The 13,798-nt window shown below is 62.7% G+C and carries 13 protein-coding genes; 9 read left to right on the forward strand and 4 right to left on the reverse strand.

Annotated features, from left to right (window positions below):
* The first annotated feature begins 48 nt into the window (after window positions 1–48).
* The 5 genes from DK870_RS17340 (at window position 49) to DK870_RS17360 (ending at window position 3,746) form a co-directional block, all read left to right on the forward strand.
* On the forward strand, window positions 49–828 hold the full coding sequence (locus tag DK870_RS17340) for an ABC transporter substrate-binding protein (RefSeq protein ID WP_060756814.1): 780 nt from the start codon (window positions 49–51) through the stop codon (window positions 826–828).
* A 170-nt stretch (window positions 829–998) separates the two neighbouring features.
* On the forward strand, window positions 999–1,700 hold the full coding sequence (locus tag DK870_RS17345) for an ABC transporter permease (RefSeq protein WP_161549235.1): 702 nt from the start codon (window positions 999–1,001) through the stop codon (window positions 1,698–1,700).
* Window positions 1,697–2,410 carry an ABC transporter permease gene (locus tag DK870_RS17350; protein ID WP_161549236.1) on the forward strand — a complete coding sequence of 238 codons (714 nt, stop codon included), beginning with the start codon at window positions 1,697–1,699 and terminating at the stop codon, window positions 2,408–2,410. Before DK870_RS17345 ends, DK870_RS17350 begins: the two co-directional genes overlap by 4 nt.
* Window positions 2,411–2,413: 3 nt before the next feature.
* Window positions 2,414–3,244, forward strand: coding sequence for an ABC transporter ATP-binding protein (locus DK870_RS17355; RefSeq protein WP_178126877.1), 831 nt, complete (start codon window positions 2,414–2,416; stop codon window positions 3,242–3,244).
* A 4-nt stretch (window positions 3,245–3,248) separates the two neighbouring features.
* Complete coding sequence (locus tag DK870_RS17360) at window positions 3,249–3,746, forward strand: Lrp/AsnC family transcriptional regulator (RefSeq protein WP_060756818.1); 498 nt, start codon at window positions 3,249–3,251, stop codon at window positions 3,744–3,746.
* 302 nt (window positions 3,747–4,048) lie between these two features.
* Here the strand turns inward: DK870_RS17360 and DK870_RS17365 are convergent, their stop codons facing one another.
* From DK870_RS17365 to DK870_RS17380, 4 genes are all read right to left on the reverse strand, one after another.
* Window positions 4,049–4,873 (reverse strand): TIGR03915 family putative DNA repair protein, encoded by an 825-nt coding sequence (locus tag DK870_RS17365; RefSeq protein ID WP_060756819.1) that lies wholly within the window; start codon window positions 4,871–4,873, stop codon window positions 4,049–4,051.
* Window positions 4,870–6,090, reverse strand: coding sequence for a putative DNA modification/repair radical SAM protein (locus tag DK870_RS17370; protein WP_060756820.1), 1,221 nt, complete (start codon window positions 6,088–6,090; stop codon window positions 4,870–4,872). Before DK870_RS17370 ends, DK870_RS17365 begins: the two co-directional genes overlap by 4 nt.
* 100 nt (window positions 6,091–6,190) lie before the next feature.
* Complete coding sequence (locus tag DK870_RS17375) at window positions 6,191–7,528, reverse strand: lysine N(6)-hydroxylase/L-ornithine N(5)-oxygenase family protein (RefSeq protein WP_161549237.1); 1,338 nt, start codon at window positions 7,526–7,528, stop codon at window positions 6,191–6,193.
* 118 nt (window positions 7,529–7,646) lie between these two features.
* Complete coding sequence (locus DK870_RS17380) at window positions 7,647–8,129, reverse strand: sigma-70 family RNA polymerase sigma factor (RefSeq protein WP_090369987.1); 483 nt, start codon at window positions 8,127–8,129, stop codon at window positions 7,647–7,649.
* A 253-nt stretch (window positions 8,130–8,382) separates the two neighbouring features.
* Between DK870_RS17380 and DK870_RS17385 the strand changes: the two genes are divergently transcribed.
* The 4 genes from DK870_RS17385 to DK870_RS17400 all read left to right on the forward strand — a co-directional run bounded on the left by DK870_RS17385 (window position 8,383) and on the right by DK870_RS17400 (window position 13,786).
* The gene (locus DK870_RS17385; protein ID WP_060756823.1) at window positions 8,383–9,555 is read left to right on the forward strand and encodes an efflux RND transporter periplasmic adaptor subunit; all 1,173 of its coding nucleotides are present in this window, start codon (window positions 8,383–8,385) and stop codon (window positions 9,553–9,555) included.
* A 1-nt stretch (window position 9,556) separates the two neighbouring features.
* Window positions 9,557–11,527 carry a MacB family efflux pump subunit gene (locus DK870_RS17390; protein ID WP_090369982.1) on the forward strand — a complete coding sequence of 657 codons (1,971 nt, stop codon included), beginning with the start codon at window positions 9,557–9,559 and terminating at the stop codon, window positions 11,525–11,527.
* On the forward strand, window positions 11,520–12,926 hold the full coding sequence (locus tag DK870_RS17395) for an efflux transporter outer membrane subunit (RefSeq protein ID WP_178126878.1): 1,407 nt from the start codon (window positions 11,520–11,522) through the stop codon (window positions 12,924–12,926). The genes DK870_RS17390 and DK870_RS17395 overlap by 8 nt, the downstream gene beginning before the upstream one ends.
* Window positions 12,927–13,030: 104 nt before the next feature.
* A complete protein-coding gene (locus tag DK870_RS17400; protein WP_161549238.1) occupies window positions 13,031–13,786 on the forward strand; it encodes an alpha/beta fold hydrolase in 756 nt (251 codons plus the stop codon).
* The last annotated feature ends 12 nt before the right edge of the window (window positions 13,787–13,798 follow it).

The following is a 13,798-nucleotide window of genomic DNA, read 5'->3' on the forward strand; positions in this document are numbered from 1 at the left end:
ACTTTATGACTGCCCCTGACATCAATTACAAAACATAGGGACTCCACCATGACTTCACTGCGATCACTCTTCGCTGCATTGCTGTTGCCACTGTGCGCCACCGCCGCCCATGCGCAAGATTGGAAAGAAATCCGCTTCGGCGTGTTCCCCGAGTATCCCCCCTTCGAGTCCGTCGCCGCAGACGGCAGCCTGCAAGGCTTCGATATTGAATTGGGCAATGCGATCTGCGCCAAGCTCGAGGTCAAATGCACCTGGGTGCATAACGAATTCGACGGCATGATCCCGGCCCTGCGGGCGCGCAAGTTCGACGCAATCATGTCGTCCATGGCCGTGACCCCGGCCCGCGAGAAGGTCATCGACTTCAGCGACCGGCTGTTCCTCAGCCCGACCTCGGTGATCACGCGCAAAAGCGCCGACTTCGGCGACACCCCGCAATCATTGAAGGGCAAACAAGTGGGCGTGCTGCAGGGCTCGCTGCAGGAAGCCTATGCCCGTGCGCAGTTGGCCAAGCTGGGGGCACAGATCAAGGCGTACCAGTCCCAGGAGCAGAACTACGCCGACCTGCAAAACGGTCGCCTCGATGCCACCCTGACCGACAAGCTCGAAGCCCAGCTCAACTTCCTGTCCAAGCCCGAAGGCGCCGACTTCAAGACCGGCCCGGCCTTCAAGGACCCGACCCTGCCCCTGGATATCGCCATGGGCCTGCGCAAGAACGATCAGCAGTTGCGTGAGCTGATCAACAAAGGCATCGCCGCGGTGCAGGCTGATGGCACCTATGCGCAAATCCAGAAGAAGTACTTCGGCGATCAGGACATCTACCACGAGTGATGCCCACCCCGACCCTGTGAGAGAAGGCTTATGTGGGAGGGGGCTTGCCCCCGATGAGGACATGCCAGTCGACACATGCATTGACTGACCCACCGCTATCGGGAGCAAGCCCCCTCCCACAGAAGCCCGCTCCCACGAGGGTATGTCCGGGCCCTTTAGAGACCTCCCCCATGAACGAATTCCTCAATCTGCAGGGCTACGGCCCGATGCTGGCTCAAGGCGCGTGGATGACGCTCAAGCTGGCGTTCCTGGCACTGGCCCTGAGCCTCACCCTCGGCCTGATTGCCGCCGGCGCCAAACTGTCCAGCGCCCGATGGCTGCGCGTGCCGGCCACGCTGTACACCACGCTGATCCGCAGCATGCCGGACCTGGTGCTGATCCTGCTGATTTTCTACAGCTTGCAACTGTGGCTCAACGACCTGAGTGAAGTGTTCGGCTGGGACTACTTGGAAATCGACCCGTTCACCGCCGGGGTGATCACCCTGGGCTTTATCTACGGCGCGTATTTCACCGAAAACTTTCGCGGCGCGATCCTCAGTGTGCCGGTCGGCCAGTTGGAAGCCGCGACCGCCTATGGCTTGAGCCGCCGGCAGCGTTTTCACCTGGTGCTGTTCCCGCAGTTGATGCGCTTCGCCCTGCCGGGCCTGGGCAATAACTGGCTGGTGCTGCTCAAATCCACGGCACTGGTGTCAATCATCGGCTTGTCGGATCTGGTCAAGGCCGCCCAGAACGCCGGCAAGACCACTAACGAACCGTTGTATTTCCTGATCCTCGCCGGCCTGGTCTATCTGGTGATCACCACCTTGTCCAACCGCGTCCTCAAACGCCTCGAACGGCGCTACAACCTCGGCATCAAGGGGATGGCACGATGATCGAACTGTTTCAGCAATACGGCCTGGCCTACCTGTTCAGCGATGGCACGGGCCTGTCCGGCGTGGCCATGACCTTGTGGTTGTTTATTGTCTCGGTGGTGCTCGGCTTTGCGCTGTCGATACCCTTGGCACTGGCTCGCGTTTCGGAGCACTACTGGTTGCGCTGGCCGGTGGAGGTCTACACCTACCTGTTTCGCGGCACACCGCTGTATATCCAACTGCTGATTTGCTACACCGGGCTGTACAGCCTGGAAGTGGTGCAGGACAACGCGCTGCTCAACCAGTTTTTCCGCAATGCCCTGAACTGCACCCTGCTCGCCTTCGTACTCAACACTTGCGCCTACACCGTGGAAATTTTCGCCGGAGCGATCCGCAATATTCCCTACGGTGAAATCGAAGCGGCCCGCGCCTATGGCCTGCACGGCTGGCGGCTCAATCTGTTTGTGGTGGTGCCGGCGGCATTGCGTCGCGCATTGCCGGCCTACAGCAACGAAATGATCCTGATGCTGCACGCCACCTCTCTGGCGTTCACCGCCACCGTCGCCGACATCCTCAAGGTGGCCCGCGATGCGAATGCCGAGACGTTCCTGACGTTCCAGGCGTTCGGCATCGCCGCCCTGCTCTACATGCTGCTGTCCTTTGCACTGGTGGGCCTGTTTCGACTGGCCGAACGTCGCTGGATGCGCTTCCTTGTTTCTACCCGAGGCTAACCCATGAATCAGTCCGCACAGGCCCTGGCCGCTTACCCGCTCGATGTACCCGTTGCCACACCCGCAACTGCGGCTATCAAGCTGCAAGTCGAAGGCATCCACAAACGCTACGGCGAACACGAAGTGCTCAAGGGCGTGTCCCTCAACGCCCGCAACGGCGACGTGATCAGCCTGATCGGCGCCAGCGGCTCGGGCAAGAGCACCCTGCTGCGGTGCGTCAACTTTCTCGAACAGCCGGACGCCGGGGTGATCACCCTGGACGGCATCAGCCTCAAAATGCAGCCCGGCCGCGCCGGCACCCGTGCACCCCACCCGGCGCAACTGCAAAACCTGCGCACACGCCTGGCCATGGTGTTCCAGCATTTCAACCTGTGGAGTCATATGACGGTGCTGGAGAACATCACCATGGCCCCGCGCCGGGTGCTGGGCGTCAGCGCCGCCGAGGCGCAACAACGCGCGCGTCTGTACCTGGACAAAGTCGGCCTGCCGAGCCGCGTGGCAGATCAATACCCGGCATTTCTGTCGGGTGGCCAGCAGCAACGCGTGGCCATTGCACGGGCGCTGGCGATGGAACCCGAGATCATTCTGTTCGATGAACCGACCTCAGCGCTGGACCCAGAACTCGTAGGAGAAGTCCTCAAAGTCATACAGACGTTGGCCGAGGAAGGCCGTACCATGCTGATGGTCACCCACGAAATGGGCTTTGCCCGCCAGGTGTCCAGCCAAGTGCTGTTTTTGCACCAGGGGCGGGTCGAGGAACAAGGCGGAGCCGACATCCTTGATCACCCCAGCAGCGAACGCTTGCAGCAATTTCTTTCCAACCGTTTGAAGTGAACTCATGGATACCAAGGCCAACGGACCCCATTCTTCCCCTGCGCTGGATCGCATCGATGAAGCGATCATCGATGTGTTGCGCCACCAGGGGCGCATCACCTACGAAAAGCTCTCGTCGCTGGTGCACCTGACGCCCAGGCCCTGCCTGGAACGGGTGCGCAAGCTGGAGCGACGCGGGGTGATTCGCGGGTACGGGGCGATCATCGATGTACAGATGGTCTCGCCGGGGTTGTCGCTGCTGGTGCTGGTAGCCTTGTCCAACCAAAGCGGGCGCTCGGCGCAGAAGGCATTCGAGGCCTGCGTCAAAGCCTGCCCTCAGGTGTTCGAATGCCAGTTGATCAGCGGGCCGTTCGACTACAGCCTGCGCATGCGCTGCCGCGATATGGAGCACTACCGGGTGCTGACCGAGACCTGGTTGAACAACGATGAGTTGCACATCGACAAGTTGGTGGCACATCCGGAGTTGGCGGTGGTGAAAAACACCGCCATCGAGCTGACCTGATGTAGTGAGCGGGCTTGTCCTAATCCAGTCAGTTAAGGATTAATGCGGTCACTGTGGGAGGGGGCTTGCTCCCGATAGCGGTGGGTCAGTCGATAAACTGCTGACTGGCACACCCTCATCGGGAGCAAGCCCCCTCCCACAAGTTATTCATCGTCCGTTCTATCGCTTAACTGACTGGCATTAGGGCCTGTCCCGCGCTGAGGGGCGCAGCCGCCCCAACAAGGACGCCGTGGTATTTCAGGAATACCGAGGTGAGCGGATTTGGGGCGGCTGTGCCACCCAGCGCGGGGCAAGCCCGCTCACTACAAGGCAATGCGTTTGCCGGGGCGGGTGCTGATCGGCGCGGCCTGTCCGTCCTTCTGTTTGCCCGTTCGCGCTTCGCTGATCAGGCCCGGTATCAATTTGCCCTCCGGCAGGTTCTTCCAGAACCGACTCGGCAAGTGCCCTTCCATGACTTTGGGGTTCAAGCGCGCCGGGTTGAAGATATGGCTGTAGTAGGTCAGCCACATGTCGCTGTGCGGGTCTTCGACAGTCTGCGCCAGTTGCCGCCACGCCTCGGGGCATTCGCGTTGATGAATCAACTGCTCGCCGTCGTAGTACACCCCGTCCAGAGGCGTGGCGATCATCCAGCGATGGCGCCCCATGCGTCCGATAAAATGCTGGCTGGCACTCTCGAGAATGTCATGGGCCGGCTCATGCCAGGCGACGTACTCCGGCAACTGCGGCCCCGCCTCGGCCGGCAGTGCAATGAACCGTACAAAGGCATGCAGGTGATGGGCTTCACGGCTCACCTGCTTGATCCGCCGCTGCAACTCGCTGCCCAACTTGTCCCCCGCCAGCATCGCCGTACGGTCACCATGGCTGACCCGCCATAGCACTTCGTACAGCAGGCTCCAGCGCTGGTCGCCGTGGTAACGGGCCGCCGACTCCAGCAACACCAGCAGTGCCTTGGGAATGCGCGCCTGGAACGGCCCCAGCCCGGCAGGGATCGGCTCATCGGTGGCAAACAGGTCCGCCACCTCTGCCTCACCCCAGCTCACCTGGCTCGGGTCGACCTGATGGCTGAGCAACCAGCGCGCCTGTTCGCGCCAGGTGCTGAACAGGTTGTCGCATTCCAGGCTGATCATCCCCATAACCCCATTTGTTGCGGCTGCGGACGGTCGCGCAACTGCTCGCGCAGCAGCACACTGCTGCTGTCGGCCTGTTGCGGGTGATAGTCACTGGTGATGAAGAACGGCTTGGCCTTGGCCAGCACGCACCGCATGCGCGCCAGGTCTTCGAAACGGATCTTGCGTTCACGCCGCAAGTCCACCAGGCGCTGGGTGGTGCGCAAGCCAATGCCGGGGATGCGTGCGATCAACGTGGGTTCGGCGCGGTTCAGGTCCAAGGGGAACACTTCGCGGTTGTCCAGGGCCCAGGCCAGCTTGGGGTCGATATCCAACGCCAGGTGGCCTGGGCCTTCAAACAGCTCGTTGGCGCTGAAACCGTAGCTGCGCAACAGGAAGTCGGCCTGGTACAAGCGGTGCTCGCGCATCAGCGGGGGTGCGGCCAGGGGCACGCTTTTCGGGCTGTTGGGAATGGGGCTGAACGCCGAGTAATAAACGCGGCGCAGCTTGAAGTTGCCATACAACGCCTCGGCGCCATGCAGGATGGTGCTGTCGTCAGTGTCATCGGCGCCGACGATCATCTGCGTGCTCTGCCCGGCCGGGGCAAAACGCGGCGCCCGGGGTTCGTTGAGGACGGTCTGCTCGCCGGTGTAGATGGTGCGCATCGCCTGCTTGATCGAGCCGATCTGTTTCTCCGGTGCCAGGGTTTGCAGGCTGGCATCGGTGGGCAATTCGATATTCACGCTCAGGCGATCCGCATAGCGCCCCGCTTCGGCGATCAGCGCCGGGTCGGCTTCGGGAATGGTCTTGAGGTGGATATAGCCGCGAAAGTCGTGCTCTTCGCGCAGCAGCTTGGCCACGCGCACCAACTGTTCCATGGTGTAGTCGGCCGAACGGATGATGCCGGAACTGAGAAACAGCCCGCTGACGCAATTGCGCCGGTAGAAGTCCAGGGTCAGGGTCACCACCTCCTCCGGGCTGAAGCGTGCGCGGGGCACGTCGCTGGAGCGGCGGTTGACGCAATACTGGCAGTCGTAGAGGCAGAAGTTGGTCAGCAACACCTTGAGCAACGACACGCAGCGACCATCCGGGGTGTAGCTGTGGCAGATGCCCATGCCGTCGGTGGAACCCAGCCCGGCCTTGCCCTCGGAACTGCGCTTGGGCGCGCCACTGCTGGCGCAGGAAGCGTCGTACTTGGCGGCGTCGGCGAGGATGCTGAGTTTTTCGATCAACTGCATGGAGGGCTACCGATACTGGTTTTTTGTACAGTATCAGGAGCCGGACGGCGTTGCCAGTACCGTCTGTAGGAGCGAGCGTGCTCGCCCCTACGGCAGACGATCAACTCGCGGTGGCGAGGAGCAGATCCTGCACCGAACGTCCTGTGCCACGATGGCGGTCATGCTCGAACAACGAGCTCGCAATTTCGTCCGCGCGAATCGGCAGTACCGACAGCAAGGTATCGCTCAAGCCATGGCTGGCCTGGCTGAAGCCCTGGATGTAGACGCCCGCCTTGCAACGTTCATCGGTGATGATGCGGTAATCGCGGGCCACTTCGAAGTCGCCCATATAGGCTTGCAACGGCGCCAACAGTTCGCGGTGTTGCTGGCGCTCATACCCCGTGGCGAGGATGACCGCGTCGTAGTGGTTGACGCTGGTTACGCCGCTGGCGTTGTCGCGCAGGATCAGTTCAATGCCCAGCGCGCTGGCGCTGGCTTTCTCCACCACGGTCAGGGGGCGGAACGCCTGGCGGGCGATGCCGGAGACTTTCTGGCGGTAGAAGATGCCGTAGATACGCTCGATCAGGTCCAGGTCCACCACCGAGTAGTTGGTGTTCTGGTACTCGGCAACCAGCCGCTCGCGTTCGGCACCGACTTGCTGGAACACCAGGTCGGTAAAGGCCGGCGAAAACACTTCGTTGACGAACGGGCTGTCATCGGCGGGCTTGAGTGCCGAACCGCGCAGGATCATGTCGACCTGCACCGACGGGAAGCTGTCGTTCAAGTCGATAAACGCCTCGGCCGCACTCTGACCACCGCCGATGATCGCAACACGCATCGCCTTGCCTTCGACACAGGGCTGGGTGGCCATGCGCTCCAGGTACTGAGAGTGGTGGAAGACACGGCCATCATCCTTGAGGCCCTTGAACGCTTCGGGCACGCGCGCGGTGCCACCAGGGCTCACCACCACGTTGCGGGTGGTGCGTACATGCTGCTCGCCCAGCGCATCGCGGGAAATCACACGCAGCGCTTCAACCTGCTGCTGGTGCAGGATCGGCTCGATCGCCAGCACTTCTTCGCCGTAGCGCGCCTGGGCCTGGAACTGCCCGGCGACCCAGCGCAGGTAGTCGTTGTACTCCATGCGGCACGGATAGAAGGTGCCCAGGTTGATGAAATCCACCAAACGGTCGTGGGCTTTCAAGTAATTGACGAAAGAGTAAGGGCTGGTGGGGTTGCGCAAGGTCACCAGGTCTTTGAGGAAGGAGATCTGCAACTCACTCTGGGTGACCAGGGTATTACCGTGCCAGCGATAGTCGGCCTGTTTGTCGAGAAACAGTACGTCCAGTTTGCCCTGGGCCTTTTCGCGCTCCTGCAGGGCGATGGCCAGCGCCAGGTTCGAAGGGCCGAAACCGATACCGATCAGGTCGTGAACCGCAGCCGAAGCAATTGCCTGTGTCATTCCAGTGTCCTCTGGATAAGCCCCTGGCGGTGGGGCGGGAATACCTTCGCGACCCGCACATCAGGTCGTGTGTTGATAGGAAACGAGGACAGTGAAATAAAATTTAACTGATCAGCGATCAGTGTGCTTCCCACTCGCGCATTCGCACCCGGCAATGCTTCATGGCATTGACGATGTGCTTTTCTACCAGGGCGCGGGAAATGTTCAGGCGCTCGGCGATTTGCAGGTGAGACAAGCCGTCGAGTTTGCGCAGCAGGAAGCTGTCGCGGCAGGCGGCCGGCAATTCGGCCAGGGCACGCTCGAGCATTTCCAGGCGCTGCCCACGGTCGTGACTGATGTGCGGCGAGTCCGTGGCGAAACGCTCTTCGCTGTCCAGCACCTCCAGGGGTTCGGCCTGACGCAGGGCATTGCGTCGATGGCCGTCGATCACCAGGTTCAGTGCCGTGCGGTACAGAAACGCGCGTGGCTGCTCGATCGGCGTGTCACTGGAGCGTTCCAACACCCGGACATACGCGTCATGCACCACATCCTCGGCCACCTGGCGGTTGCCCAGCTTGGCGTTGAGGAAACACACCAGCTCGCGATAGTAGTTTTCCAACATGACTCCCGACAGACCCGTGGCGGCATTAGGTGCGCGCACCGGCAAGTGCGACTGTTCAGTGATAGCAGTTTGAGAGCGTGCAATTTATAGTAATTCTCATCTACTTTTAAACAGCTCTCGCCTCAACGGTCATTTTTTTTCTTCACCGAACCTGTAACTGCTTGTGTAACCGGCTAAATCTCCGGCCAATTTCCTCGTTTAACTGTCAGCTCTGCGCGACTGCGCCCCGATCTTGACTGGCTGGAACACAAGCATGAAACGCCCTCGACCTGCCCGACGCGCCCTGCTTATCGCAGCGTGCCTGATTCCCATCATCGCGGCCGCAGCCTGGCAGGCCCTTCCCCCGGGCCGTGACACTTACGCGACCGTCACCGTCACCCGCGGCAGTATCGAAAACAGCGTCACCGCCCTCGGCACCTTGCAACCCCGGCGCTATGTCGACGTTGGCGCCCAGGCTTCCGGGCAGATCCAGAAGATCCACGTAGAAGCCGGTGATCAGGTCAAGGCCGGCCAACTGCTGGTGGAGATCGACCCGTCCACGCAAAAAGCCAAGCTCGATGCCAGCCGCTACGCCATCGAAAACCTCAAGGCCCAGTTGCAGGAACAAACAGCCCAGCATGCCCTGGCACGCCAGAAGTACCAGCGTCAGCAACGCCTGGCCGCCGGCAACGCCACCCGTGAGGAAGATGTGCAAACCGCCCAGGCCGAACTGAGTGCCACCCAGGCGCGGGTCGAGATGTTCCAGGCACAGATTCGCCAGGCCCAGGCCAGCCTGCGCAGCGACGAAGCCGAGTTGGGTTACACGCGGATCTTCGCGCCGATGGATGGCACCGTGGTCGCCGTGGACGCACGCGTCGGCCAGACGCTCAATGCCCAGCAACAAACACCCTTGATCCTGCGGATCGCCAAGCTGTCGCCGATGACGGTGTGGGCTGAGGTTTCAGAAGCCGACATCGGCCACGTCAAGCCCGGCATGACGGCCTACTTCACCACGCTGAGCGGCGGCAATCGACGCTGGACCAGCACCGTGCGACAGATCCTGCCGATCCCGCCCAAGCCCCTCAATGAGACCAGCCAGGGCGGTGGCAGCCCCAGCAGCACGAGCAAAAGCGGGAGTGGCCGTGTGGTGCTGTATACGGTGCTTTTGGATGTGGACAACGCCGACAACGCGCTGATGGCCGAGATGACCGCCCAGGTATTTTTCGTCGCCGGCCAAGTCAAGGATGCGCTGACCGTGCCCGTTGCCGCCCTGCAAGGCACCGCCAGTGCCGACCGGCAGATCGCCCGGGTCGTGGCGAAAAACGGCGCTATCGAGGACCGCGAAGTCCGCCTGGGCATCAGCGACCGCCTGCGTGTCGAGGTGCTGGACGGCTTGCGCGAAGGCGAGCACCTGTTGATCGGCCCGGCCGACGGCAACGGGGGCTGAGTTGAGCACGCCCCTGATCGAACTCAAGCACATCCGCAAATCCTACGGCGGCGGTGACAGCCCGCAAGTCGACGTGCTGCGCGGCATCGACCTGTCGATTCATGCCGGGGAATTCGTCGCCATCGTCGGTGCGTCCGGCTCCGGCAAATCCACGTTGATGAATATCCTCGGTTGCCTCGACCGACCCACCGAAGGCGAGTACCTGTTCGCCGGGGAAAATGTCGCGCACCTGGACAGCGACGCCTTGGCCTGGCTGCGCCGCGAGGCGTTCGGGTTTGTGTTTCAGGGTTATCACCTGATCCCGTCGGGCTCCGCCCAGGAAAACGTCGAGATGCCGGCGATCTACGCCGGTATCAGTGCCGATGAACGCCATGCGCGGGCCCATGCCCTGCTCACTCGCCTGGGCCTGGCCGAGCGCACCGGCAACCGTCCGCACCAGCTTTCCGGTGGCCAGCAGCAACGCGTGTCGATTGCCCGGGCACTGATGAATGGCGGGCATATCATCCTCGCCGACGAGCCCACCGGCGCCCTCGACAGCCACAGCGGCGCCGAGGTGATGAACCTGCTGGACGAGTTGGCGAGCCAAGGCCACGTGGTGATCCTGATCACCCACGACCGTGATGTGGCCGCACGCGCCAACCGTATCATCGAGATCCGCGACGGCCTGATCATCAGTGACTCGGCCGAGGCCGACAGCCCCGCCCCCACCCTCACGGCCGGCGCCCTGCAAGCGGTGGACCTGCGCCAGCGCCTGGCCGACGGCGCCGAACACAACGGCGCCTGGAAGGCCGAGCTGCTCGACGCCGTACGGGCGGCGTGGCGGGTGATGTGGATCAACCGATTTCGCACGGCCCTGACCTTGCTGGGGATCATCATCGGCGTCGCCTCGGTGGTGGTGATGCTGGCGGTGGGCGAAGGCAGCAAGCGCCAGGTGATGGCGCAAATGGGCGCATTCGGCTCGAACATTTTGTATGTCAGTGGTTCGTCGCCGAACCCGCGTACACCGCTGGGCATCATTACCCCGCAGGACGTGGCGGCGCTGGCCACGCTGCCGCAGGTCAAGCGCATCATGCCGGTCAACGGCGCCGAAGCCGGTGTGCGCTTCGGCAACATCGACTACATGGCCTATGTGGGCGGCAACGACACGCAATTCCCGGGCATTTTCAACTGGCCGGTCGTGGAAGGCAGCTACTTCACCGAAGCCGATGAACGCAACGCCGCCACGGTGGCGGTGATCGGCGCCCGCGTGCGCGACAAGTTGTTCAAAGGTTTGATCAACCCCATCGGCCAATACATCCTGATCGAAAACGTGCCATTCCAGGTGGTGGGCGTACTTCAGGAGAAGGGCTCCAGTTCCGGCAACAAAGACAGTGACGACCGCATCGCCATCCCCTACTCCGCCGCCAGCATCCGCCTGTTTGGCAGCTACAACCCGGAATACGTGGTGATCGCCGCCGCCGACGCCAGCCGGGTACACGACGCCGAGCAGGCCATTGACCAATTGCTCAAGCGCCTGCACCACGGCAAGCCCGACTATCACCTGACCAACAACGCCGCGATGATCCAGGCCGAAGCGCGCACGCAGAACACCCTGTCGCTGATGCTGGGCTCGATTGCCGCCATTTCGCTGCTGGTGGGTGGCATCGGCGTGATGAACATCATGTTGATGACCGTGCGCGAACGCACCCGTGAAATCGGTATCCGCATGGCGACCGGTGCGCGCCAGCGCGACATCCTGCGCCAGTTCCTCACCGAGGCGGTGATGCTCTCGGTGGTCGGCGGCCTGTGCGGTATCGGCCTGGCGCTGCTGGTGGGCGGCGTGTTGGTGCTGGCGCAGGTGGCGGTGCAGTTTTCCCTGGTGGCGGTGGCGGGTGCGTTTGGCTGTGCGCTGGTCACCGGTGTCGTATTCGGCTTTATGCCGGCCCGTAAAGCAGCCCGGCTCGATCCGGTTAAGGCGTTGACCAGTGAATAAACCCTTCCCGCTATCCGTGCTCAGCCTGTGCCTGGCGCTCAGCGCCTGCGCCGGCAGCCCGCCGGCCGTGGACAACGGCATCGCGCCGCCGACTGCCTGGCAGTACGCGGAACGTGAGGCCGCGCAAGCAAGCAACCAGCGTTGGTGGACGCAGTTTGGTAGCGTGTCACTCAACCGGCTGATCGATCAGGCGCGCCGTGACAGTTTCGACGTGGCCGCCGCCATGGCACGGGTGCGCCAGGCCCAGGCCAGTGCCGTAATAGCCGGGGCGCCGTTGTTGCCTGAAGTTAAATTCAACCTGAGCGCCAGCCGTGAAAAACTGCTGCACGGCAGCGGTAACTCGTCGCTGGATGCTACCGAAAACAACAACACCGTGGACAATTTCGGCGCCAACCTCACCGCCAGTTATGAGCTGGACTTCTGGGGTGGCCGCGCCGCCGCCCGGGACAGTGCGCTGTACACCCTGCGCGCCAGTGAGTTCGACCAGGCCACCGTGGAACTGACGCTGCTCAGCAATGTGGCCGACCGCTACGCGCAAACCCTGGCCGCGCGCCAACGCCTGCAGATCGCCGAGCTGAACCTGGCGAATGCGCGCAACGTGCTGAACCTGGTGCAAACCCGCTTTGACTCAGGCTCCGCCACCGCCCTGGAACTGGCCCAGCAGAAAAGCCAGGTGGCCAGCCAGCAGCGGCAGTTGCCGTTGATCCAACAACTGGCCGAGGAATCCCGGATTACCCTCGCCGCGCTGCTCGGCCAGCCGGTGCAAGCCCTGGACCTGGGCAGCGAAGCGTTCCAAAGCCTGACTTGGCCGGCCATCGGCGCCGGGGTACCCAGCCAGCTATTGAGCCGCCGTCCCGATCTCGCCCAGGCGGAAGCGCAACTGGCGGCGGCCAGTGCCGACATCACGGTGGCCCGCGCGGCGATGCTGCCCACCGTGACCCTGGGCGCGACCCTGGGCTCGGGCTCGTCCAAGGCAGAAGAGATTCTGCGCAGCCCGTTCTACAACCTGACCTCCGGGCTGGTCGCACCGATTTTCAACCATGGCCGTCTGACCGCCGAACGCGACAAAGCCCGCGCGCGCCAGGATGAGCTGCTGCAGGCTTACCGAGGCGCGATCATCAACGGCTTTGCCGATGTGGAAAAAGCCCTCAGCAGCATCACGCGCCTGGACCAGCAGCGCCAGTGGCAAGCCGAAGAACTGCAACAGGCCCAGACGGCCTTCCAGATCTCGCAAAGCCGCTACCAGGCCGGCGCGGAAGACCTGCTGACGGTTCTGGAAACCCAACGCACGCTGTACGCCGCCCAGGACTTGAACGTGCAACTGCGGCTGTCGCGCGTGCAAGCCAGCATTGCCTTGTACAAAGCATTGGGTGGCGGATGGAGTACAGATATCCGATAAACGAAACTCCTGTTTCTTACACAAACCGTTTTCTCTGCCTACATTTTATGACCCCAGGTCCTTGGTAAAAAAGCCGCCATCACATGGCTGCCCGGGACCTCTCGATGAAACCCAGTGTTCTTGTAACCAGCCTGGCGGGTGCGTGCTTGTGGCTGATGGCAGCAGTGCCCCATGCGCAACCGCTGATCGCGCCCACCGCGATTGACTGGCTGCTGGACTGCCCCCTCCCGGCTTTTGAACGACTGGATCCCGAGGTGCTTGAACGCACCCAATGCGGCCAGGTGAGCGTCCCGCGCGACCACGCCGCCCCCGCACGTGGCCGTGTGCGCCTGAACCTCACCCGCGTCGGTGCGCGGCAACCGCTCAACCGTGAAGGCGTGGTCTTCATCCAGGCCGGCGAGCCGCCAACCGCCAACCGCACCACGTTTGCCCAGCAGTTGGCCAGCCGCTGGGAGTCTTATGCCACCCCGGCCTATCGCACACTGGTCGACCGCTATGATGTGATCGAATTGAGCCTGCGTGACCTCAACGCCCCGAACGCAATCGAACAGGCCGCGCGAGACCTGGAGTATGTGCGCGAACAATTGGGCGAGGCCCAACTGCATTATCTGGGCAACGCCCAGGGCACCCGGCTCGGCAATCGTTACGGCGCGCTGTTTCCCGGGCGCGTTGCACGCATGGTGCTGGTCAACACCCGGCCGGGAGAACCGGGCGTTGCGGGTGTCGAGCAGTTGCTGCTCAAGGAGACGGCCCGATCCGGCAGCGATGGGTGTGTGGCCCGTTGGCTGGGGGATTTTCTGGTTTATGGCAAGCACCCGCCGCCTTCGGCGCGTTGCCTCGACACTGGCCATTGGGAGTAACCCCACGACAGC

The organism is Pseudomonas sp. Q1 (assembly GCF_009935975.1).
GTDB lineage: Bacteria > Pseudomonadota > Gammaproteobacteria > Pseudomonadales > Pseudomonadaceae > Aquipseudomonas > Aquipseudomonas palleroniana.